The organism is Polaromonas sp., from assembly GCF_041689105.1.
GTDB lineage: Bacteria > Pseudomonadota > Gammaproteobacteria > Burkholderiales > Burkholderiaceae_C > Polaromonas.
Genome location: NZ_JBDNGU010000109.1, coordinates 1 through 23,142 on the forward strand (window position 1 = coordinate 1; position 23,142 = coordinate 23,142).

Here is a 23,142-nt window from a genome sequence, read left to right on the forward strand (position 1 = left end):
GACAGCTCGCCAATGCCGCTGCGCGGCCCACTGGCGAGCCAGCGCACATCGTTGGCGATTTTCATCAGGCTGGCGGCCAGTGTCTTGAGCGCACCATGGGCATGGACCAGTGCATCGCAGGCCGCCAGGGCCTCGAACTTGTTGGGCGCCGTGACAAACGGCAGACCGGTCAGCCGTGCCAGTTCGGCCGCTGACTGCGCCGCGTAACCTTGGGGCGCGTTCAGTCCGGTGCCGACGGCCGTACCGCCCAGCGCCAGCTCGCACAAATGCGGCAGCGCCGCGCGCAGGTGTTTTTCACCCTGCTCAAGCTGCGCCACATAGCCGGAGAACTCCTGTCCCAAGGTCAGCGGCGTCGCGTCCTGCAGATGGGTGCGGCCGATCTTGACGATGCGCTCAAAGTCCTGCGCCTTCTGCGCCAACGTGCTGCGCAGCTTGCCGATGGCTGGCAGCAGCCTGTGCGTGATGGCGTCCACCGCCGCCACATGCATGGCGGTGGGAAACACATCGTTGGACGACTGGCTGCGGTTCACATCGTCATTGGGGTGCACCAGGCGGGACTCGCCGCGCTCGCCGCCCAGCAACTCGCTGGCGCGGTTGGCCAGCACCTCGTTGAGGTTCATGTTGGTCTGCGTGCCCGAGCCGGTTTGCCAGACCACCAGCGGAAACTCGCCCGCATGGTTGCCGGCAATCACTTCATCGGCGGCGGCGATGATGGCCTGCGCCTTGTTCTGATCCAGCAGGCCGAGCGCCAGGTTGACACTGGCCGAGGCGCGCTTGACCTGCGCCAGCGCGCGGATGATCTCGCGCGGCTGCAACTCACCCGAGATGTCGAAGTTTTGCAGCGAACGCTGCGTCTGCGCGCCCCACAACTTGTCCGCTGGGACGTTGATCGGGCCAAAGCTGTCGCGTTCGGTGCGTGTCGTCATGATGGAGGCTTACCTGTCAAAATACGGGGTTGGCACCTACCGTAGCACACGGGCGGGCCCCTGAAAAGCCCATCCCCACGAATCACCTGACCATGACCACCCACATCCAACAAGCCGACCTGATCGAATCCGTCGCCGCTGCCCTGCAGTTCATCAGCTACTACCACCCCGCCGACTACATCGCGCATCTGGCGCGCGCCTACGAGCGCGAGCAAAGCCCGGCCGCGAAGGACGCGATTGCGCAGATCCTGACCAACAGCAAGATGAGCGCCACCGGCCACCGCCCCATCTGCCAGGACACCGGCATCGTCAACGTGTTCCTCAAGGTCGGCATGGACGTGCGCTGGGAAGGTTTCACTGGCAGCATCGACGACGCAATCAACGAAGGTGTGCGGCGCGGCTACAACCACGAGGGCAACACCCTGCGCGCCTCGGTCGTGGCCGACCCGCACTTCGACCGCAAAAACACCAAGGACAACACGCCGGCGGTGATCTTTACCGAGATCGTCCCGGGCGACAAACTGGACATCACGGTCGCGGCCAAGGGCGGCGGCAGTGAGAACAAAAGCAAGATGGCCATGCTCAACCCCGGCGATTCCATCGTCGACTGGGTGCTCAAGACCGTGCCAACCATGGGCGCTGGCTGGTGCCCGCCCGGCATGCTGGGCATAGGCATAGGCGGCACCGCCGAAAAAGCCGTGCTGATGGCCAAGGAAAGCCTGATGGATGACTTGGACATGTACGAGCTGCAGGCCAAGTCAGCGTCCGGCGCAGAACTCAGCAAGGTTGAGGCGCTGCGGCTCGAGCTGTTCGAGAAAGTCAACGCGCTGGGCATAGGCGCACAGGGCCTGGGCGGCCTGACCACCGTGCTTGACGTGAAAATTCAGATGTACCCCACCCACGCGGCGAGCAAGCCGGTGGCCATGATCCCGAACTGCGCCGCGACGCGCCATGCCCACTTTGTGATGGACGGCAGCGGCCCGGTTTACCTCGACCCGCCATCGCTGGACCTCTGGCCCAACGTCAACTGGGCGCCCGACTACCAGAAGAGCAAAAAGGTCGACCTCAACACACTCACCAAGGCCGAGGTCGCGAGCTGGAAGCCCGGCGACACCTTGCTGCTCAGCGGCAAGATGCTGACCGGCCGCGACGCCGCGCACAAACGCATCCAGGGCATGCTGGCCAAGGGTGAAAAGTTGCCGGTGGACTTTACCAACCGCGTGATTTATTACGTGGGCCCGGTGGACCCGGTGGCCGGCGAAGCCGTCGGCCCGGCCGGTCCGACCACCTCGACCCGCATGGACGGCTTCACCGAGATGATGCTGGCCGAAACCGGCCTGATCGCAATGATCGGCAAGGCTGAACGTGGCCCGGTGGCCATCGAAGCCATCAAGAAACACCAGAGCGCCTACCTGATGGCCGTGGGCGGCGCGGCCTACCTGGTGTCCAAGGCCATCAAACATGCCCAAGTGGTCGGCTTTGCCGACATGGGCATGGAAGCGATTTACGAGTTTGACGTAGTGGACATGCCGGTGACCGTGGCGGTGGATTCGGGCGGTACAAGCGTCCACATCACCGGCCCGTCCGAGTGGCAAAAGAAAATCGCCACTGGCGAGTTCAAGGGCATTGCGGTAGCGGCGGCTTGAGCGCTCAGCCGCAGCGAGCGTGATACCCGTCCCTTCAGGCGGTGGCCGCAGATCTGGCTTCGCTTGTCTGCAGGCGCAGCGGCCCCCCCGGGGGGGCTGGAGCCCGCAGCTCCGGGCCGGTTTGGACACGTGACATAAGTGAAGGCTCTGGCGAGCGGCGGCCGGCAAAGCCTCAGGAGGGACACGCAGTGAACGACCGTGGGAGCTCAGTTGGCATTTTCGACAGCGGCATCGGCGGCCTGAGCATCCTGCAAGCGTTGCGCGCCGAGATGCCGCAGCAGGACTTCATCTATATCGCCGACAGCGGTCACGCGCCCTATGGCGAGCGGGATGACGCCTTTGTGCTTTCCCGCGCGCGGGCCCTCACCGCCCAGTTGCTCCACCAAGGCATCGATGCGCTGGTGGTTGCCTGCAACACGGCCACGGCGGCGGCCATCGACACCCTTCGCGCAGAACACCCTGCCCTGCCCATCATTGGGGTGGAGCCCGCGCTGAGGCCGGCGACCGCGATCAGCCGGACCCGGCGCATCGGCGTCATGGCGACCCGGGGCACGCTGGCGAGCGCCAGGTTCTGGCAGTTGCTGGAGCCTCTATCCGCTCAGGCGGATTTCGTCCTGCAACCCTGCGACGGGTTGGCTGACGCCATCGAGCGGAACGTGCAGCGGGACAGTGATACTACTGAATTGATAGCTGCTTGCTACCGTCACACAAGGGCTATGGGCCAATTTGGCTCAAAATCCGGGGAGATCGACACGCTGGTGCTGGGCTGCACCCATTACCCGTTTGCCGCCAAAGCCCTGCGCAGCCTGTTGGGACCCGATGTGCAGTTCATCGCCACAGGCGAGGCGGTGGCGCGTCAGACACGGCGGCTGCTGAGCGGCCCGGCGGCAAGCACGGCGCGGGGCGCAACGCCAGGCGGCGTCCGACTGCTCAGCACCAGCCAGCCGCAACATCTGCAAGCAGCGGCGAAACATTGGCTGAATTTTGAGGGCGAGGCTCAGTTGCTATCTTTATAATAGCTTCTTGCGCCCGTCCCACAAGGGCTGGAGCACAAAAACATGCCTTTCTTTTTCAAGCCTGCACATCGTCGGCAAAGAGGGCGCACACTGGGCCTCACCCGGCATGCCTTCAGGCGCTGCCCATCTTTGCAGGATAGTCCCCATGACCCCCTCGCCCCAGCCACCCACCCATCACGCACAGGCGGATTTTTCAGACCGCTTCGCCTGGCGCACCACCCGCTTCCTGCGCTTTCTGGCGGACACTTTTTTTGCCGGGCGTTACGGCAACCGCGCGGTGGTGCTGGAGACGGTCGCGGCCGTGCCCGGCATGGTGGGCGGCGCCTTGATCCATTTGAAGTCGCTGCGCAGCATGAAGGACGACGAGGGCTGGATACGCCAGCTACTCGACGAAGCCGAGAACGAGCGTATGCACCTGATGACCTTTGTGCACATCGCCAGGCCCAGCATACTCGAGCGCTGGATGGTCATGCTGGCGCAAGGTATTTTCTACAACCTGTTTTTTCTGCTTTACCTCGTGTCGCCCCGCACCGCGCACCGGCTGGTCGGCTACTTCGAGGAGGAAGCGGTTTACAGCTACACCGAGTACCTGGAAGGCATCGACGCTGGGCGCTACGAGAATGTGGCAGCTCCGCAGATTGCCATCGACTACTGGAAGCTGGCACCCGATGCGCGCCTGCGCGACGTGATCCTCGTGGTGCGTGACGATGAGGCGGGCCACCGCGACGTCAACCACAACTTTGCCGATCAGCTCGGCGCCGGACGCACGCCACTCAAAAGCTAGGAGTCTGCGCCGCAGAAGGCGTTAAAGCGAAAAGTGGCCCCGGCGGGGACAGTTTTTGCTGGATTTGCAGGTCCATAGCCGTAGCTATGGGACAAAAAGCCGGTGAAAAATGGACCGGCGCGGCCGCTTTGTAGCCGACGATCCTTCTGCCGCGCAGGCTCCTAAGGCGTAACTGCGGACTCTTTCCAGCCGCCGCCCAGGGTCTTGTACAGCGTCACCTGGTTTTGCAGCTGCAGCAGCCGGGTCTGCACCACCGCCTGGCGCGCGGCAAATTGCGAGCGCTGGGCATCGAGCACATCGAGCTGACTGGCAATGCCGTTCTGGTAACGCAAGTCCGACAGGTTGAAGCGCACGTCTTCAGCACGGGCCTGGGCCTGCTGGGCGCGCAACTGCTCGCCCAGCGTGGCTCGGCCGGCCAGCGCATCGGCGACTTCGCGGAATGCGGTCTGGATGGCTTTTTCGTACTGCGCCACGGCAATGTCTCGCCCGACATTGGCCGTCGCCAATCCGGCCCGGTTGCGGCCAGCGTCGAACAGCGGCAGGAACAATTGCGGCGCCAGCGTCCAGCCATAGGTACCGCTTTCGAACAGGCCCGACAGGTGGGTGCTGACACTGCCAGCTGAAGCCGTCAGTGAAATACGCGGGAAAAACGCGGCGCGCGCAGCGCCTATGTTGGCGTTGGCGGCCAGCAGTTGCTGCTCGGCCTGGCGGATGTCGGGGCGCTTGGTCAGCAGGTCCGAAGGCAGGCCGGCAGGCACATCAACCATCACGGGCGCATCGGCCAGCGCTTGACCCTGCGGCAAGGCGGCAGCCAGTTCACCGGCGAGGGGCTGACCCAGCAAAAGCGTCAGCAGGTTTGTGTCCTGCGCGCGTTGCCGCTGCAGCTGCGCCAGGCTGATCCGGGCGGTTTGCGCGAGCGACTCGGCCTGGCGCAGGTCGAGCTCGGAGGTGATGCCATTGTCAAAACGCAGCTGGCTGAGCTTGAAGGATTCCTCGCGCGTTGCCAGGGTCTGCTCCGTGATCGCCAGCAGTTCCTCATCGGCCAGCAGGCTCAGGTAGGTGTTGGCCACCGCAGCAATCAGGCTGATTTGTGTCGTCTTGCGCCCTTCTTCGCTCGCCAGGTACTGCGCCAGCGCAGCGTCCTTGAGGCTGGCGACACGGCCGAAAAAATCAATCTCGTACGAGGTCAGCGCCAGCCCCGCAGTGTAGACGCTGGAACTGGGCTGGCGCGAGCCGGTCGCCGCTGCGCCCACACTCGGAAACTGGTCAGCACGGCGGATCTGGAATTGGGCCCGGGCCTGCTCGATGTTGAGCACGGCAATGCGCAGGTCGCGGTTGTTGCGCAGTGACGCCTCGATCAGTCGCCGCAGTTTCGGGTCGCTGAAAAAGCTCTGCCACTCGATGTCGGCGGCAGCCACGGTCTGCACCGAGGCGGATGCGACCAGCGGCGCGCCTGCAAGCGACCGGGACAGCCGCAAACCAGGCCAATCCGTGGCAACAGGGGACTCGGGTCGCTCGTAGGTGGGCGCCATGGAGCAGCCGGTCAGCACCGCCACGACGCCTATCGACAGGATTTGGGCCAGTGCTGTTTTACGCATGGGGTTTGCCTTCATGACTATCGTCTCCGTCGATGCCGGCCGCATGGGCATGTTCAGCGTACATCCTCTTCTGGCGCTCGCTGCTCTTGAACAAGCCGCGTACCACGACAAAAAACACGGGCACAAAAAACACCGCCAGAGCGGTTCCGGTGATCATTCCGCCGATCACGCCGGTACCAATGGCGCGTTGGCTGGCCGAGCCGGCGCCCGTGGCAATCGCCAGCGGCAATACGCCCATCATGAAAGCCAGCGAGGTCATGACGATGGGGCGGAAGCGCAGATGAGCGGCAGCCAGCGCCGATTCAATCGCACTTTTCCCCTGTGCCTCCAGGTCTTTGGCAAACTCGATGATCAGGATCGCGTTTTTCGCCGACAGGCCGATGATGGTGATCAGCCCCACCTGAAAATAAACGTCGTTCGAGTAGGCACGCAGCAGTGTTGCCAGCAGCACACCGATCACGCCCAACGGCACCACCATGATCACCGCCAGTGGAATGGACCAGCTCTCGTAGAGCGCTGCCAGGCACAGGAAAACAGCCAAGATGGCAAACCCGTAAAGAATCAGCGCTTGCGATCCGGCCAGTTTTTCCTCGCGCGACTGGCCGGTCCACTCGAAACCAAACCCCGCCGGCAGCCTGGCGGCCAGGTTCTCCATCTCCGCCATCGCGGCCCCGGAACTGTAGCCCGGTGCAGCAGACCCCGAAATACGCATGGCCGGATAACCGTTGTAACGGATGGTCTGCTGCGGGCCGTTCATCCAACGGGTGGACGCAAACGCTGACAGGGGTACGGGCCGCCCCTGGCTGTTGCTCGCATTGAGCCGCAGCAGGTCGTCGGGTTGCATGCGCGCAGGCGCATCGGCCTGCACCACCACACGCTGAAGCCGCCCCTGGTTGGGAAAGTCGTTCACGTAACTCGAACCCAGCGCTGTCGACAAGGTCGCATTGATCATGTCGAAAGACACGCCCAGCGCGCTGGCCTTGTCACGGTCAATGTCGATCTGCAACTGCGGGCTGTCCTCCAGCCCGTCGGGCCGGACCTGTGTCAGCACCGGGCTTTTGGCGGCCATGCCCAGCATCTGGTTGCGCGCGGCAAGCAACGCATCGTGACCGGCGCCGCCGCGGTCCTGCAAGCGGAAGGTAAAACCGCTGGCAGAGCCAAGCTCGCGAATTGCCGGAGGGCTCAGCGGAAAGATGGACGCATCGCGGATGCCCGAAAGCGCGCCAAAAGCCCGGCCCGCCAGCGCTTGCGCCGACTGCCCCTCGCCGTCACGCTCGGACCAGTCCTTGAGCGTGACAAAAGCCAGCGCCGCATTCTGGCCCTGGCCGGAAAAGCTGAAGCCCAGCACACCCACCATGCTCTGCACTTCCGGTTGTTTGAGGATGTAGGCCTCGACCTGCTGCATCACGGCCAGCGTGCGGTCCTGCGTCGCGCCAGGCGGCAACTGCACGTTCACCAGGATGTTGCCCTGGTCTTCGCCAGGCAGGAAAGATGTGGGCAGACGCATGTAGACCACGGCTACCGCGCCGATGATGACGGCATAAATGATAAGGTAACGCGCGGCACGTTTGAGGATGCGGGCGACCATGCTTTCGTAGCTCTTGGCGGTCCGCGAGAATCCGCGGTTGAACCAGCCGAAGAACCCCCGTTTTGCGTGTTGGTGCCCTGCCTCCACCGGCCTGAGCAGTGTCGCGCACAGGGCCGGCGTCAGCGACAGCGCCATGAACGCCGAAAATGAAATCGACGCGACCATCACCGCCGAGAACTGCCGGTAAATGTTGCCGGTGGAACCGGCAAAGAACGCCAGCGGTACAAACACCGAGATCAGCACCACCGTCACGCCAATGATGGCGCCTGAAATCTGCTTCATCGCCTTGCGTGTGGCCTCCAGCGGCGGCAGGCCCTCCTCGCTCATGATGCGCTCGACGTTTTCAACCACCACAATGGCATCATCGACCACAATGCCGATCACCAGCACCATGCCGAACATGGTCAGCACATTGATGGAAAAGCCCAGCGCCAGCAAGGTGCCGAAGGTGCCCAGCAGGGAAATCGGCACCACGATGGTCGGAATGACGGTATAGCGCCAGTTCTGCAGAAACAGAAACATCACCAGGAACACCAGCGCCACCGCTTCCAGCAGCGTCACGGCCACCTGCGAAATCGATATCTGCACAAAACGCGAGCTGTCGTAAGGAATGCTCCAGCTCACGCCCTGCGGGAAATAACGCTCCAGGTCGGCCATTTTCTGGCGAACTGCCTTGACCGAAGCCAGCGCGTTGCCACTGGGAGACAACTGCACACCAATACCGACTGCGGGCTGACCGTTGAGCCGCGCCGATGTGGCATAAGTCTGGCCGCCCAGCTCCAGCCGTGCCACGTCCTTGAGCCGCACGGTCGATCCGTCGGTATTGGCCCGCAGGACAATATTTCCGAACTGCTCGACATTGGCCAGCTGGCCATTGACCACCACCGTCGCGGCAATGCCCTGGCCGCCCACGTTGGGCAGGTCGCCGATGGTGCCCGAAGCCACCTGCGCGTTTTGCGCGCGGATGGCATTGGTGACGTCGGCGGAAGACAGGTTTAAACCGGCGAGTTTGGCCGGGTCTATCCACACGCGCATGGCGCGCTCGGAGCCGAACAGCTGGGCCTGGCCGATACCGGTCAGGCGCTGCAGTTCGGGCACCACGGTGCGCGACGCGTAATCGCCCAGCGCAATCGGGTCAATCGCGGGGTTGCTGGATGACAGCATGGTGAACAGCAAAAAGTTCGAGCGTGACTTGTCCACCCGCACGCCCTGCTGGGTCACCGCCTGCGGCAGGCGCGGCGCGGCGCGCGACAGGCGGTTTTGCACATCCACCTGCGCCAGGTCGGCGTTGGTACCCGGCTCGAAACTGATGGTGATGCTGCCGGTGCCATTGGCCTGGGCCACCGACTCCATGTAGATCAGGCCGGGCGAACCGTTCATCTCGCGCTCGATCACGGACAACACACTGTCCTCCAGCGTCTGGGCTGAGGCGCCGGGATAGGCGGTGGTGATGACGATGGCCGGCGGAGCCACCGGCGGGTACTGGGCGACCGGCAACTGCGTGATGGACACCGCGCCCATCACCATGATGAACAGCGCGATCACCCAGGCAAAGATGGGCCTGTCGATAAAAAACTTGGCCATGCAGCGGGCTCCTTATTTCGCCGCCGCTGAAGCGGCCGCTGCAGGCGCGGAGGCTGCTGCTGCCGACGCTGCGCCGGCAGGTCTGGCCGCTGCCGGCTGCCACGGCACCGGCTTGACGGTGGCGCCAGGCCGTAGTTTCTGAAAGCCATCAACCATGACTTTTTCGCCAGTCTTCAGGCCGTCCAGCACCACCCAGGCGTTGCCTTTGGCCGAACCGATCCTGATGGTGCGCGGCGTGACCTTGTTGTCATCCCCCACCACCATCACCGTGTCGCCCTGCGCGCTGCGCGTCACCGCCTGCTGCGGCAAGGTGAGCGCATTGATGGCCTGTGCCTGCTCAAGCCGCACGCGCACATACAGGCCTGGCAGCAAGTCGCCGGTCGGGTTGGGCACCTCGGCGCGCAGGGTGATCTGGCCGGTGGTGGCGTCGACCGTGAGGTCGGAAAACAGAAGGCGGCCGGTTTTGGCGTATTCGCTGCCGTCTTCCAGCACGACGCGCACGCTGGCAGCCTGGTTGCCGGCGGCACGTTTGAACTGGCCGCTTTCGAGGCCATTGCGCAGCTTCATCACTTCAGACGCCGACTGCGTGAAGTTGACATACATCGGGTTGATCTGCTGGATCACGGCCAGCTGGGTGGCGTCCCCCTGCCCGACCAAGGCGCCCTCGGTGACCAGCGCGCGGCCTATGCGGCCGGAAATCGGCGCTGCCACGGAAGCGTAGCCCAGGTTGATGCTGGCGCTTTGCACGTTGGCCTTGCCCAAGGCGACATCAGCTTCGGCCTGCTTTTGTGCGGCAACGGCATTGGCATACTCCTGCTTGCTGACAGCATTGGCTTCAACCAGATTTTTGTAGCGCCCGGCCAAAGCCGTCGCCTGGGTCAGGTTGGCCTCGGCCCGGGACTGGCCTGCCTTGGCGCTGGCCACCTGAGCCGCGTAAGGCGCCGAGTCAATGGTGAAAAGCGGCTGCCCGACCTTGACGTCGCTGCCTTCGCGAAAAAGCCTTTTTTGCAAAATGCCGGCCGCACGCGCCCGGACCTGCGCCACCCGCGAGGCTTCCAGCCGGCCAGGCAGCTCCGTCACCAGGCCAACGTCCCCCAGGCCGACCGTCACCACACCGACTTCGGCAGGTGGCGGCGCAGAGCCCGCGCCCGCAGCGCCATTGCCCCCTTTGCCGCAAGCTGCCAGCATCAGTGCGGCCAGCACGGCGGCCAGCAGCAGGAGGGGATGGCGGGGATGCCCCAGCAGTCGTTCAGCGAGTGAAAAGGGCTGAATCAGGCTCGACGTAGGCATGCTGCTTCCTTGGATGGTGAATGGTGCAGAAAGGAAAGCCGCTCAGAAGGCAAGGCTTGCCCAAAACCACAGGCTTTTTTGGAGATAACCAGGGGATTTTTTTCGGAGCTCGAATTTTACATACATTTTTGAATGTATATTCGAAGCCCTTTACAAAATTAAATCACAGGTAAGAAATTTTGGCTCGCCGCACCAAAGAAGACGCCTTGGCCACCCGCCACAGCCTGCTCGACGCAGCGGAATTGCTGTTTCAGGACCAAGGGGTGTCGCGCACGTCGCTCAACGACATTGCCAGACAGGCGGGCACCAGCCGCGGCGCCATTTACTGGCATTTCCGGGACAAGGCTGACCTCTTTAACGCCATGATGGAAAGGGTCACGCTGCCGCTGGAGCAATCCTTCCAGGACGCTGGGCGGGACACCCATAGCGACCCGCTGATACGCTTGTGTGGTGGCGTGCGCGACGCGTTGCTGCGTGTTTCGACCGACCCGCAGACACGCCGGGTGTTTGAAGTGGCGACCCACAAGGTGGAATATGTCGATGAACTGCAGGCTGTCCGGCTGCGGCACCTGAAAGCACGCCACGAATTCCTGTCGCAGGTGGAGCGCGGCCTGCAAGCGGCAGCCACGTGGCAATCCGTGGAATTGGCCATGCCTGCTGCCACGGCGGCGGAAGGCCTGCACGCCATCATTGACGGCCTGATCCAGAACTGGCTGCTCGACAGCGCGATTTTCGACCTGGTCGCGGTGGGCCAGGAGGTGATGGCGGTTTATCTACGCGGCCTGGGCCTCAGGCCCGGGGGCGGAACCCGCTAGTGCAAATGGCGCGGTTTACGCCCGCCGCCGCCGTGGCCTGAGCCCCCCTGGGAGCCGCCCAAGCCGCGGGGCGGCCGGCCGAGCTGCATGGAGTTGACCAGCGTCTCGAAACGCTGCTCGAACAGCTTGTCAACAGCCGCCACCACATCGCCGAGCTCGGTGGCATCAAAATGGCGCTCCATCAAGCCGATCATGTCCTGCACCAGCAGGTCGCGCTGCACCTGCATGATCGCGGCCGGTGTGGGGCCCACAAAATACATGGCAAAGTCGTCTCTTGCTTCTTCGCCTTCGCGCTCTTCATCCTCGTCAAAGTCCGCGTCGTAAAACGTGACCTCGATGGGTGCGCCGCTCAGGGCCATCTCGTTGAGGGCCATGCAGACCTCATCGAGCACCTGCCGGAAATCCTCGTCACCGGGAACCGTCCAGCACAGCTGCAGCAGATGCTGGTGCGCATCGAAACGTATACCCGGCTCTTCCTCGTACACGCTGGCTGCGCCATCCGCCAGCGATTTGGCACCGGCGTACGCCCAAAGCGGTTTGAGCGCATCCTGCAACTGTTCAAAAGCAACATCATCGCGCAAGGGCACTTCGCCGTGCACGTGGATTTCAAAAGGAGGTGTGTTGTAGCGGGCCATGGAATCTATCTTAACCAGTTGGCGCCCGAAAGGAGATGGCCACTGCAAGGCCATGGACGGGGGCGCCGGTGATGTGAAGGTTGGCAAACCTCAGAAAAAATCGTGGTGCCCGGGACCGGAATCGAACCGGTACGCCCCTTATGCAGGAAAGCGGCGGATTTTAAGTCCGATGTGTCTACCAATTTCACCACCCGGGCAGGGTTGTCTATTGTGAAACAAAAAAGCCTCATCAGATCGACTGACGAGGCCTGAACGAAAAGAATGCAAACGCGATTTTCTGGAGGCGCGGCCCGGAGTCGAACCGGGCTAGCCGGATTTGCAATCCGGTACATAACCGCTTTGTTACCGCGCCGTCATCTGTCTGGATCAGGAAAATCTTTTGGATTCCACCGACCGCTTTTGTCAGTCACCACCAAAGAAAAAGGACAGCATTTTGACGTGCTGCCCTTTTGAATTGGAGCGGGAGAAGAGTCTCGAACTCTCGACCTCAACCTTGGCAAGGTTGCGCTCTACCAACTGAGCTACTCCCGCGATTACAGCCTCCAATTATAGCGCATTTTTTTGCGCGTTTTGAAGAGACGACGAAAATTTGCTCAATGCGTGATGCTGCCGGCCGCTTCCACTGCAGGGACTGGCGCAGCAGCGGCAGCCACCGGCGGCTCGTCCTCAGGCAAGGGCACGGGCTGGCGCACCAACGCGATCTGCAGCACCTGGTCAATCCATTTGACCGGAACGATCTCGAGACCATTTTTCACGTTCTCGGGGATCTCCTGCAAGTCCTTGGCATTTTCTTCCGGGATGATCACCGTCTTGATGCCGCCACGCAATGCAGCGAGCAACTTTTCCTTGAGGCCACCAATGGCCGTGACCTCGCCGCGCAGCGTGATCTCGCCGGTCATGGCCACGTCGCCGCGCACCGCAATGCCGGTGATCGCGGAAACAAACGCCGTGGTCATCGCCGCGCCGGCGCTCGGGCCGTCCTTGGGGGTGGCGCCATCGGGCACGTGGACATGGATGTCGCGCTTTTCGAACATCTCGTCCTTGATGCCCAGCACGCGCGCACGGCTACGCACCACGGTGCGTGCAGCTTCCACCGATTCTTTCATCACGTCGCCCAGTGAACCGGTGCGTGTGATCACGCCCTTGCCAGGCATCATGGCTGCCTCAATGGTCAGCAGGTCGCCGCCTACTTCCGTCCAGGCCAGACCTACGACCTGACCGACCTGGTTGTGGTTCTCGGCACGACCATAGTCAAACTTGCGCACACCGAGGTAATCGTTGAGGTTGTCGGCGGCCACGATGACCTTGGGTTCCATTTTTTTCAGCTGGATGCCCTTGACCACCTTGCGGCAGATTTTGGAAAGCTCACGCTCGAGCGAACGCACACCGGCTTCGCGCGTGTAATAACGCACGATGTCGCGGACCGCCTGCTCCTGGATCTCGAGTTCGCCGTCCTTGACGCCGTTGTTCTTGAGCTGCTTGGGCAGCAGGTAACGCATGGCGATGCCGGTTTTCTCGTCCTCCGTGTAGCCCGACAGTCGGATCACTTCCATGCGGTCCAGCAAAGCTGCGGGAATGTTCATCGAATTGGACGTCGCCACGAACATCACGTCGCTCAGGTCGAAATCGACCTCCACGTAATGGTCGCCAAACGTGTGGTTTTGCTCGGGGTCCAGCACTTCGAGCAAGGCGCTGGAAGGATCACCGCGAAAGTCGGTACCAAGCTTGTCGATCTCGTCGAGCAGGAACAGCGGGTTGCGTGTGCCGGCCTTGGTCAGGCTTTGCAACACCTTGCCCGGCAACGCGCCGATATAGGTGCGCCGGTGGCCACGGATTTCGGCTTCGTCCCGCATGCCACCCAGCGCCATGCGCACATATTTCCGGCCAGTGGCTTTGGCAATCGACTGACCCAGAGATGTTTTGCCGACCCCCGGAGGGCCCACCAGGCAAAGAATCGGCGCTTTCAGTTTGTCCACACGCTGCTGTACTGCGAGGTACTCAACAATGCGGTCCTTGACCTTCTCCAGGCCGTAGTGGTCTTCGTCGAGCACCTTCTCGGCATTGGCGAGGTCGTGCTTGATCTTGGTTTTCTTGCTCCATGGCAAGCCGGTCAACACATCGATGTAGGTACGTACCACGGTCGCTTCGGCCGACATCGGCGACATCAGCTTGAGTTTTTTCAACTCGCCTTCGGCCTTCTTGCGGGCTTCCTGCGGCATCTTGGCGGCCTTGATCTTTTTCTCGATCTCTTCGATGTCGGCACCCTCTTCGCCTTCACCGAGCTCCTTCTGGATGGCCTTGACCTGTTCGTTGAGGTAAAAATCGCGCTGGTTCTTCTCCATCTGGCGTTTGACGCGGCCACGGATTTTTTTGTCGACGTTGAGGATGTCCACTTCGCGCTCGAGCTGCTCGTACAGGTTTTCGAGGCGGATCTTGACCTTGTCCAGGTCCAGGATGACCTGCTTGGCGTCGAGCTTGAGCGGCAAATGGGCGGCGATGGTGTCTGCGAGACGCCCCGCGTCGTCGATGCTGGAGATCGAGGTCAGGATTTCGGGCGGTATCTTCTTGTTGAGTTTGACGTAGTGGTCAAACTGCTGCATCACTGCTCGGCGCAGGGCTTCGACTTCGCTGGTCTTGTCGCCCGGTGTGGCCACCTCCGGCGCCACCGGTGTCACGTTGGCGCTAAAGTGAAGCTCACCCTCTTCGATCTTGTTGACCTTGGCACGCTGCTGGCCTTCCACCAGGACCTTGACGGTGCCATCGGGCAGTTTGAGCATCTGAAGAATGGTGGCCACGCAGCCGACCTCGAACATGTCTTCGACAGAAGGTTCGTCCTTGGCTGCGGTTTTCTGGGCGACCAGCATGATGCGGCGCTCGGCCTCCATCGCCGACTCCAGCGCCTTGATGCTTTTTGGCCGGCCCACAAAGAGGGGGATCACCATGTGGGGGAACACCACCACATCACGCAGCGGAAGCAGCGGCAGGTCAATCGGGGTGGAGGGCAGTGTGGTTTGTGCGGACATATAGCCTTAAAGGTAAGCCTTGAACGAAAGCCCTGGCAACGGGACGGGTATCAGGCTTTCATGGTTCGGCAACAACAATAACCTCGAACGTGGGGCACACAGGCGGGTTTTTCAACCCGGCAGGCAGCACCGTCATCAGGCCTGCTTGGCGGCTTCTCTGTAAACCAGCAGCGGTGGCTTGTTTTCCTCGATGGTCGATTCATCAACTACCACCTTTTCCACATTGATGGTGTTGGGCAGGTCAAACATGGTGTCGATCAGGGACTGCTCCAGGATGGAGCGCAAGCCCCGGGCGCCGGTCTTGCGTGCCAGTGCCTTGCGGGCAATGGCCTTGAGCGCCGAGGGGCGAATCTCAAGGTCCACCCCCTCCATGGAAAGCAGCTTGCTGAATTGCTTGACCACCGCGTTTTTCGGCTCGGTGAGAATCTGCACAAGGGCATCTTCCGTGAGTTCGGTCAGCGTGGCGACCACCGGCATGCGACCCACAAGCTCGGGAATCAGGCCGAACTTGATCAGATCTTCCGGCTCCACGTCCTTGAAAGACTCGGTCAGGCTGCGGGCTTTTTTGCTTTTGACGGCGGCGCCAAACCCGATGCCCGAGGCCTCGGTGCGGTTTTCAATGACTTTTTCCAGCCCCGAAAACGCCCCACCGCAAATGAACAGGATGTTGGTGGTGTCGACCTGCAGGAAGTCCTGGTTCGGGTGCTTGCGACCGCCCTGGGGAGGAACCGAGGCCATCGTGCCCTCGATCAGCTTGAGCAGGGCCTGCTGCACGCCTTCGCCGGATACGTCGCGCGTGATGGACGGGTTGTCGGATTTGCGTGAAATCTTGTCAATTTCGCCGATGTACACAATGCCCTGCTGGGCGCGCTCAACCTCATAGTTGCAGCTTTGCAGCAGCTTCTGGATGATGTTTTCAACGTCTTCGCCGACATAACCCGCTTCGGTCAGGGTGGTGGCATCGGCCATCACAAAGGGGACGTTGAGCGTGCGCGCCAGGGTCTGGGCCAGCAATGTCTTGCCGGAGCCGGTCGGGCCGATCAGCAAGATATTGCTTTTGGTCAATTCGACCTCGTCCTTCTTGGCTTTTTCCTTGTGGCGCAGCCGTTTATAGTGGTTGTACACCGCTACGGCCAGGGTGCGCTTGGCAGGCTCCTGACCAATCACATAACCATCCAGCGTGGTCTTGATCTCCAGCGGTGTCGGCAGGTCGCCACGCGTTTCGCGAACATCGTCGCCTGCGGGCAATTCATCACGGATGATTTCATTGCACAGGTCGATGCATTCATCGCAGATGAAAACCGACGGCCCTGCGATCAGCTTTTTCACTTCGTGCTGGCTTTTGCCGCAGAAGGAGCAATACAGGGTCTTTTCGCTGGAAGAGCCTTTTTTTTCGGCCATTGATGGAATGCCTTTAAGGTTCCCCGAAGGGATGATTGCCTAATGATAACCAAATAGAAACGGCGTTTCCTGTTACAGAAAACGCCGTTACCGCTGCCAGAAACGACAGGGTTGTCCCGTCGACGCCTAAAGCCGCTTGGAAATCACTTCATCGACCACACCATAGGCCTTGGCCTCGTCGGCGAACATGAAGTAATCCCTCTCGGTGTCACGCTCGATTTTCTCGACCGTCTGGCCGGTGTTGTTGGCCAGGATGCGGTTGAGTTGCTCACGCGTCTTGAGGATGTCGCGGGCGTGGATTTCAATGTCCGTGGCCTGGCCCTGGGCGCCACCCGAAGGCTGGTGAATCATCACGCGCGAGTTGGGCAGCGAAAACCGCTTGCCCTTGGTCCCGGCGGCCAGCAGAAAAGCGCCCATGCTGGCGGCCATGCCTGTGCACAGCGTGGACACATCGGGCTTGATGAACTGCATGGTGTCGTAGATCGCCATGCCGGCGGTGACCGAGCCGCCAGGGGAATTGATGTAGAAGGAAATGTCCTTGTCGGGGTTCTCGCTCTCCAGGAAGAGCAACTGCGCCACCACCAGATTGGCGGTCTGGTCGTTGACCGGTCCGACCAGGAAAATCACGCGCTCCTTGAGCAAACGCGAGTAAATGTCGTAAGACCGTTCGCCACGGCCGGACTGCTCGATCACCATCGGCACCATGCCGAGGCCCTGAATGTCCTTCGCACTGCTGTAAATCATGTGTTCTCCAATTTGTGGGCCTACTTTACCCAAAATAAATGGGGCTTGAAGCCGTAGCCGCAAGCCCCTGCGCCAGAATTTTGGTCACCGACCGCAGTTGGCCCGGGCAGCGCTTTAGTTCTGTGCCATCAACTCGTCAAAAGGCACGGATTTTTCGACGATTTTGGCCTTGCCCATGACAAAGTCGGTGACGTTGTTTTCAATGACCACCGACTCGACTTCGGCCATGCGTTTTTCGTCACCGAAGTACCAGCGCACCACGTCCTGCGGCTTCTCATAGCTGGACGCCAGCTCTTCGACGTGGGCCTTGACCTGCTCAGCCTTGGGGAACAGGTCGTTGGAGCGGGTCAGCTCCGCCACCACCAGGCCCAGGCGCACACGTTTTTCAGCTTGCGGGCGGAAGATGTCATCAGGAATCGGTGCCTTGTCGGCGTCCTTGATCCCGCGCTGCTTGAGGTCGGCACGGGCGCCTTCGACCATGCGCTCCAGTTCAGCCTGGACAATGGCTTGCGGGACGTCCAGTTCGGCGTTGGCCAGCAGTGCGTCCATAACGGCGTTCTTGTTGCGGGCAAGCAGGCGGAATTTGACTTCGCGCTCCAGGTTTTTCCTGATGTCAGCACGCAAGCCTTCAACGGTAGCGTCGGCAATGCCCAGCGACTTGGCCAGGGCCTCGTTGACGTCGGGCAGGTGCGCGGCCTCGATCTTCCTGACCGTGACCATGAAGTCAGCCTGCTTGCCGGCCACGTCCTTGCCGTGGTAGTCGGCCGGGAAGTTCAGGGGAAAGGTCTTGCTTTCACCGCTTTTCATGCCTCGCACAGCGTCTTCGAACTCCTTGAGCATCTGACCCTCGCCGACCAGGAACTGAAAGGCTTCAGCCTTGCCGCCGGCAAACGGTTCGCCGTCGATCTTGCCTTCGAAGTCGATGGTGGCGCGGTCACCGTCCTGGGCCGCAGCGTCCATGGCGCGATGGGCGAAGGTGCGGCGCTGCTTGCGCAGGATGTCCACGGTTTTGTCGATGGCTTCGTCGCTGACTTCAGAAGTCAGCTTTTCAACCTCTGCATTGGCCAGATCGCCGATTTTGACTTCGGGATAGACCTCGAACACCGCGTCAAACGCCAGCTCGCCCTCGGGCGCACCTTCTTTTTCGCTGATGCGTGGCTGGCCAGCCACACGCAGCTTGGCTTCATTGGCCGCCACCGAGAAGGCTTCGCCAACCTTGTCGTTCATGACCTCGTAATGCACTGAATAGCCGTACCGCTGGGCCACCACGGTCATGGGCACCTTGCCGGGACGGAAACCGTCCATCTTGACGGTGCGCGCCATGCGTTTGAGGCGAGAGTCAACCTCGGACTGGATGGTGCTGACGGGCAAGGTCAAAGTTATCTTGCGTTCCAGCTTTTCAAGGGTTTCAACAGTCACGGCCATGATCTACTCCTAATATCCAGAAATGTGTAAAGACAGATGGTGCAAAACCCTGGGGGCACTGCGTCCAGCGTCCTGAAAGTCTCAAACAGTGGTGCGCGGGGCGGGACTCGAACCCGCACAGTATTGCTACCGTCAGGACCTAAACCTGGTGCGTCTACCAATTTCGCCACCCGCGCGCCTGAAATAAAAACAAAAACGGGAATCCTCAGCTTTTCGGCTTGTGGACCCCCGCCTGAAATCGGTCAACTTTCTATTTTAGCCTGTATCGGCCTCGCCCTGATCCCGCCACCGGCAGCCTCGGGACTATCCAGCCAAAACAGGGGGTTCGCGTTTGACGCGAAACGATGCAGCGTACATCGCCGGCAGCGCCAGCAAGGTCAGCACCGTGGCGACGATCAGGCCGCCCATGATGGCGACCGCCATCGGGCCCCAGAACACACTGCGCGACAGCGGAATCATGGCCAGCACGGCGGCGGCGGCCGTCAGCACGATGGGGCGCAGGCGCCGCACAGCCGACTCCACAATCGCGTCCCAGGCCGGAACCCCGGCCGCACGGTCCTGTTCGATCTGGTCGATCAGGATCACCGAGTTGCGAATGATCATGCCGAACAGCGCCACGATGCCGAGTCCGGCTACAAAGCCCATAGGCCGATTCAGGATCAACAGCGCGCCCGCGACACCGGCGATGCCCATGAAGCCCGTGATGAAAGCGAGCATCGAACGGCTGAAGCTGTGCAGCTGCAGCATTAGCAAGGTCAAAATAATGAAGCCCGCTACCGGTAATTGCGCTCCGATCGCGCCTTGGCCTTTGGCGCTCTCTTCCACGGCGCCGGCAACCTGAATGCGGTAGCCGCCCATGCCATTCTGGTGCCATTTGGCTTCGATGGCTTTCAGGGCCGGCAACAACTCGTTGGTCACCGTCGCGCCCTGCAGGCCTTCGACGATATCGCTTTGCACCGTGATGGCGTAGTCGCGGTTCTCGCGCCACATCACACCCGGCTCCCAGGTAAAAACCGGCTTGGCGATCTGCGTGAGCGGAATCGACTTGCCCGAAGCCGTCGGCAGGTAGGCGTTGGCAATGTCCGTGATGGCGTTGCGTTCGTCCAGAGGCTGGCGCAGCACGATGTCGATGAGTTTGTCGCCTTCGCGGAACTGGCCGACGGTGCTGCCGGCAAGAATGGTCCTGGAGGCCTGGGCAATCGACTGGCTGGTGACCCCCAGCGCACGCGCCTTGGACTGGTCCACTTCCAGGCGCAGCACCTTGACCGACTCGTTCCAGTTGTCGTTGACGCCCCGCGTGTTGGGGCTTTCGCGCATCGCGGCCTTGACCTCATCGGCGCGATCACGCAGCACCAGCGGGTCAATGCCCACCACGCGAAACTGCACGGGGTAAGGCACGGGCGGTCCGTTGGGCAGCAGCTTGATGCGGCCGCGCACCTCGGGAAACTCCTGGGCCAGCAGCGCCGGCAACTTGACGCGCAGCGACTCGCGCACCTTCAGGTCCTTGGGCAGCACGATGAATTGCGACACATTGGTCTGGGGGAAAATCTGGTCCAGCGGCAGGTAAAAACGCGGCACGCCCGAGCCCACCCAGGTGCTGACCGAGCTGACGCCCTCTTCCTGGAGCAGCCGCGCTTCGACACGTTTGGCCGTCAACTCATTGGCGGCAAACGAGGTGCCTTCGGGAAACCAGATATCCACCATGATCTCGGGCCGGCTCGAATCCGGGAAGAACTGCTGCTGCACCTTGCCCATGCCCACGATGCCCAGCGCAAGTATCAGCAACGTGGCCCCTATGGTGATCCAGCGGTACTGCACACACCAGTTCACCGCGCGGCGGAACAGCTTGTAGAACGGCGTATCGAAGTGCTCCTGGTGGCCGGCTGCAGCGCCTTCCGGCAGCGGCTTGGCCTTGAGCAGCAGCGTGCCCAGGTAAGGCACGAAGTACACCGACACGATCCAGCTCAATACCAGTGCAATCACGGTGACGGCGAAAATCGCGAAGGTGTATTCGCCCACCGTCGATTTCGCCATGCCGATCGGTAAAAAGCCGACCGCCGTGATCAGCGTGCCGGTCAACATCGGCATGGCGGTGATCTCGTAGGCAAAGGTGGCGGCACGCACCTTGTCGTAGCCCTCTTCCATCTTGCGCACCATCATCTCGACCGCAATGATGGCGTCGTCCACCAGCAAGCCGAGCGCGATGATCAGCGAACCCAGCGATATCTTGTGCAGGCCGATGCCAAAGTAGTTCATCGCCAGAAAGGTCGACGCCAACACCAGCGGAATCGTGATGCCCACCACCAGGCCAGGCCGCATGTCGATGTAGTAACGCTTCCATAACGGGTGCTCGCCAGGCCGTCGGTGAAAACCCAGCGCAATAAAACTCACGGCAAGCACGATGGCCACCGCTTCGATCAGCACTTTCACGAATTCATTGACCGAGGTCGTCACTGCGGTGGGCTGGTCCTGGATCTGCACCAGCTCGATGCCCGCCGGCAACCTGCTGCCAATCTGCGCGGTGGTCCTCTTCAGCGCCTTACCCAGCGCGATGATGTCGCCGCCCTTGGCCATGGAGACGCCGAGCGCAATGACCTCCCGCCCCTGGTGGCGCACCTTGACGGACGGCGGATCCACATAGCCCCGCTTGATTTCTGCGATGTCGCCCAGGCGCAGCTGGTTGCCCGAGCTCCCGCGAATCGGCATGGCGCGCAGCTGCTCGACCGCCTGAAACTGCCCGGCGACGCGCACCTGCACCACGTCCAGCGGTGTCTGGATGGCACCGGCCGATTCCACCGCGTTTTGCTGGCCGAGCTGACTCAGAACCTGGTTGAAATCGAGCCCTAACTGCGCCAGGCGTCTTTGCGAAATTTCGATGTAGAGCTTTTCGTCCTGCACGCCAAACTGCTCAACCTTGGCGACATCGGGCACGCGAAGCAGCTGCTGGCGCGCGTCGTCGGCAAAGGTCTTGAGCTCGGCGTAGCTGAAGCCGTCGGCCTGCAGCGCATAGATCACGCCATACACATCTCCGAAGTCGTCGTTGAAAAACGGGCCGACCACCCCGCCAGGCAGGGTGCCGCGCATATCGCCAACCTTTTTGCGCACGGCGTACCAGACGCCTGCCACATCAGCCGCTTTGGACGAGTCCTTGATCTGGAAAATGATCTGCGACTCGCCTGGTTTGGAGTAGCTGCGGATCTTGTCGGCATACGGCACCTCTTGCAGCGTGCGCTCTATCTTGTCGGTCACCTGTTCGGCCATCTGCTGCGCCGTGGCGCCCGGCCAGTAGGTGCGCACCACCATCGCGCGGAAAGTAAAGGGCGGGTCTTCGTCCTGCCCAAGCTGGAAGTAGGCCGCAAAACCCAGCAGCATCAGCACCACCATCAGGTACCGCGTCAGCGCCGGATGGTCCAGCGCCCATTTGGACAGGTTGAAACTGTCTTTGGGTTGTTTCTGGTTCATGCCTGCCTCACTTCGGAGGCGCTGCGGCCGACGCAGCCGCCGCCGTCGCTATCGGATTGATAGCTGTCTGTGCAGGCGGGACAGGGGCTAAAGCCACTTTTGGCTGATAAATCGTGACCTTCTGGCCAGGGGACAGCACATGCACCCCGGCGCTGACCACCAGCATGCCGGGCTGCAGGCCCGCGGCGATCACCGCCTCGTTGCCGTCGGCCGTGGCGATCTGGACCGTTTGCGATGTCACTGTCATGGTGGTTTTGTCCAGCACCCAGACGGCGCTGGCCTTGCCGTCCTGGCGCAGCGCGCTGGTCGGCAGCTTGATGACCTGCAGGCCGGTAGCGCCCAGGCCCTGCGGCTGCACGTACACCGTCGCGCCCAGCACCGGCGGCTCTTTCGTGTCCAGCGCCACCTTCACCGGGTAGGTGCGTGTGGCCGGGTCGGCACTGGCGGACACCTCACGCACCCTGCCGTTCAGCTCGCCGGCCTGCGACCAGACCCGCACCTTGACAGGCGCGCCCACCTTGATGTCGCCGATCCTGTCTTCCGGCACCGAGAACACCGCGTCGCGCGGGCCGTCGGCGGCAATACGCAGCACCGGCGCACCGGCGGTCACCACCTGGCCGGCTTCGGCCTCGACAGCCGTCACCACACCGGAGACGTTGGCCACCAGCGCCGCATAACTGGCCTGGTTGCCCTGCACCGCCAGTTGTGACTGCGCCTGCCGCAGCTGGGCCTGCGTCGCCTTCAGGGTGGTGTCGCGGCGCTCCAGCTCGGCGCCGCTGATGAAGTTCTGGTCCTTGAGCTCCTTGTAGCGCCCGTAGTCGGCCGCCGCCAGGTCACGTTGGGTCGCGGCGGCAGCCACCTGGGCGCGCGCCGCATCGGCAGCCAGCCTGTAGTCCTGCGGGTCCAGCTGGGCCAGCACCTGGCCGGCTTTCACATGCTGCCCAAGCTCGGCCTGCCGCTTGATGATTTTCCCGCCAACCCGGAACCCCAGCCGGGACTCGACCTGGGCTTTGACCTCGCCGGCAAACTCGTGGCTGGTCGTGAAAGCGTCCATTCCCACCGTGATCACCTTGACCGCACGGACCGGCTCCTCGGGCGGTGCGGGCTTGGAACAGGCGACCAGCAGGACGGCGCTGCTGAGAACAGCAAAAGCGGTTTTATTCATGATGTGAAGGGCAAAAGCGGTGACGGGAAATCAGAAATCA

At 62.1% G+C, this 23,142-nt stretch carries 15 protein-coding genes and 4 tRNA genes; 4 read left to right on the forward strand and 15 right to left on the reverse strand.

Going from position 1 to position 23,142, the window contains the following annotated elements; genetic code table 11:
* Positions 1-926, reverse strand: a 926-nt coding sequence (locus ACESMT_RS11715) for a class II fumarate hydratase (RefSeq protein WP_372826772.1), incomplete at its 3' end; no start/stop codon positions are given.
* Positions 927-1,018: 92 nt separating this feature from the next.
* Between ACESMT_RS11715 and ACESMT_RS11720 the strand changes: the two genes are divergently transcribed.
* From ACESMT_RS11720 to ACESMT_RS11730, 3 genes are all read left to right on the forward strand, one after another.
* A complete protein-coding gene (locus tag ACESMT_RS11720; protein WP_372826773.1) occupies positions 1,019-2,572 on the forward strand; it encodes a fumarate hydratase in 1,554 nt (517 codons plus the stop codon).
* A gap of 188 nt (positions 2,573-2,760) precedes the next feature.
* Positions 2,761-3,588, forward strand: coding sequence for a glutamate racemase (gene murI / locus ACESMT_RS11725; protein ID WP_372826774.1), 828 nt, complete (start codon positions 2,761-2,763; stop codon positions 3,586-3,588).
* A 145-nt stretch (positions 3,589-3,733) separates the two neighbouring features.
* Positions 3,734-4,372 (forward strand): alternative oxidase, encoded by a 639-nt coding sequence (locus tag ACESMT_RS11730; RefSeq protein ID WP_372826775.1) that lies wholly within the window; start codon positions 3,734-3,736, stop codon positions 4,370-4,372.
* 161 nt (positions 4,373-4,533) lie between these two features.
* Here the strand turns inward: ACESMT_RS11730 and ACESMT_RS11735 are convergent, their stop codons facing one another.
* Genes ACESMT_RS11735 through ACESMT_RS11745 form a run of 3 tightly spaced genes read right to left on the reverse strand, consistent with a single transcriptional unit; the run spans position 4,534 to position 10,432 of the window.
* A complete protein-coding gene (locus ACESMT_RS11735; protein ID WP_372826777.1) occupies positions 4,534-5,970 on the reverse strand; it encodes an efflux transporter outer membrane subunit in 1,437 nt (478 codons plus the stop codon).
* On the reverse strand, positions 5,963-9,142 hold the full coding sequence (locus ACESMT_RS11740) for an efflux RND transporter permease subunit (protein ID WP_372826778.1): 3,180 nt from the start codon (positions 9,140-9,142) through the stop codon (positions 5,963-5,965). Before ACESMT_RS11740 ends, ACESMT_RS11735 begins: the two co-directional genes overlap by 8 nt.
* Before the next feature lie 12 nt (positions 9,143-9,154).
* Positions 9,155-10,432, reverse strand: coding sequence for an efflux RND transporter periplasmic adaptor subunit (locus ACESMT_RS11745; RefSeq protein WP_372826779.1), 1,278 nt, complete (start codon positions 10,430-10,432; stop codon positions 9,155-9,157).
* 179 nt (positions 10,433-10,611) lie between these two features.
* Between ACESMT_RS11745 and ACESMT_RS11750 the strand changes: the two genes are divergently transcribed.
* Positions 10,612-11,247, forward strand: coding sequence for a TetR family transcriptional regulator (locus ACESMT_RS11750; RefSeq protein ID WP_372826780.1), 636 nt, complete (start codon positions 10,612-10,614; stop codon positions 11,245-11,247).
* On the opposite strand, the gene ACESMT_RS11755 is transcribed toward ACESMT_RS11750, so the two are convergent.
* From ACESMT_RS11755 to ACESMT_RS11805, 11 genes are all read right to left on the reverse strand, one after another.
* Entirely contained in the window at positions 11,244-11,882 is a 639-nt protein-coding gene (locus ACESMT_RS11755; protein WP_372826782.1) for a DUF6806 family protein, read from the reverse strand. The genes ACESMT_RS11750 and ACESMT_RS11755 overlap by 4 nt on opposite strands.
* Positions 11,883-11,985: 103 nt before the next feature.
* Positions 11,986-12,079: transfer RNA gene (locus tag ACESMT_RS11760), tRNA-Leu, on the reverse strand.
* 81 nt (positions 12,080-12,160) lie between these two features.
* Positions 12,161-12,234, reverse strand: a tRNA-Cys gene (locus tag ACESMT_RS11765).
* A gap of 103 nt (positions 12,235-12,337) precedes the next feature.
* Positions 12,338-12,413 (reverse strand) — tRNA-Gly (locus tag ACESMT_RS11770).
* Between the two features lie 62 nt (positions 12,414-12,475).
* Positions 12,476-14,905, reverse strand: a complete 2,430-nt coding sequence (gene lon / locus ACESMT_RS11775; protein ID WP_372826783.1) for an endopeptidase La — start codon at positions 14,903-14,905, stop codon at positions 12,476-12,478.
* A 135-nt stretch (positions 14,906-15,040) separates the two neighbouring features.
* Positions 15,041-16,306, reverse strand: coding sequence for an ATP-dependent Clp protease ATP-binding subunit ClpX (gene clpX, locus ACESMT_RS11780; protein WP_372826784.1), 1,266 nt, complete (start codon positions 16,304-16,306; stop codon positions 15,041-15,043).
* 126 nt (positions 16,307-16,432) lie between these two features.
* A complete protein-coding gene (gene clpP / locus ACESMT_RS11785; RefSeq protein WP_372826786.1) occupies positions 16,433-17,050 on the reverse strand; it encodes an ATP-dependent Clp endopeptidase proteolytic subunit ClpP in 618 nt (205 codons plus the stop codon).
* 114 nt (positions 17,051-17,164) lie between these two features.
* A complete protein-coding gene (gene tig, locus ACESMT_RS11790) occupies positions 17,165-18,475 on the reverse strand; it encodes a trigger factor (protein WP_372826787.1) in 1,311 nt (436 codons plus the stop codon).
* Between the two features lie 89 nt (positions 18,476-18,564).
* Positions 18,565-18,651 (reverse strand) — tRNA-Leu (locus ACESMT_RS11795).
* Positions 18,652-18,778: 127 nt separating this feature from the next.
* Complete coding sequence (locus ACESMT_RS11800; RefSeq protein WP_372826788.1) at positions 18,779-21,937, reverse strand: efflux RND transporter permease subunit; 3,159 nt, start codon at positions 21,935-21,937, stop codon at positions 18,779-18,781.
* A 7-nt stretch (positions 21,938-21,944) separates the two neighbouring features.
* Positions 21,945-23,102 (reverse strand): efflux RND transporter periplasmic adaptor subunit, encoded by a 1,158-nt coding sequence (locus tag ACESMT_RS11805; protein ID WP_372826789.1) that lies wholly within the window; start codon positions 23,100-23,102, stop codon positions 21,945-21,947.
* Positions 23,103-23,142 lie beyond the last annotated feature (40 nt).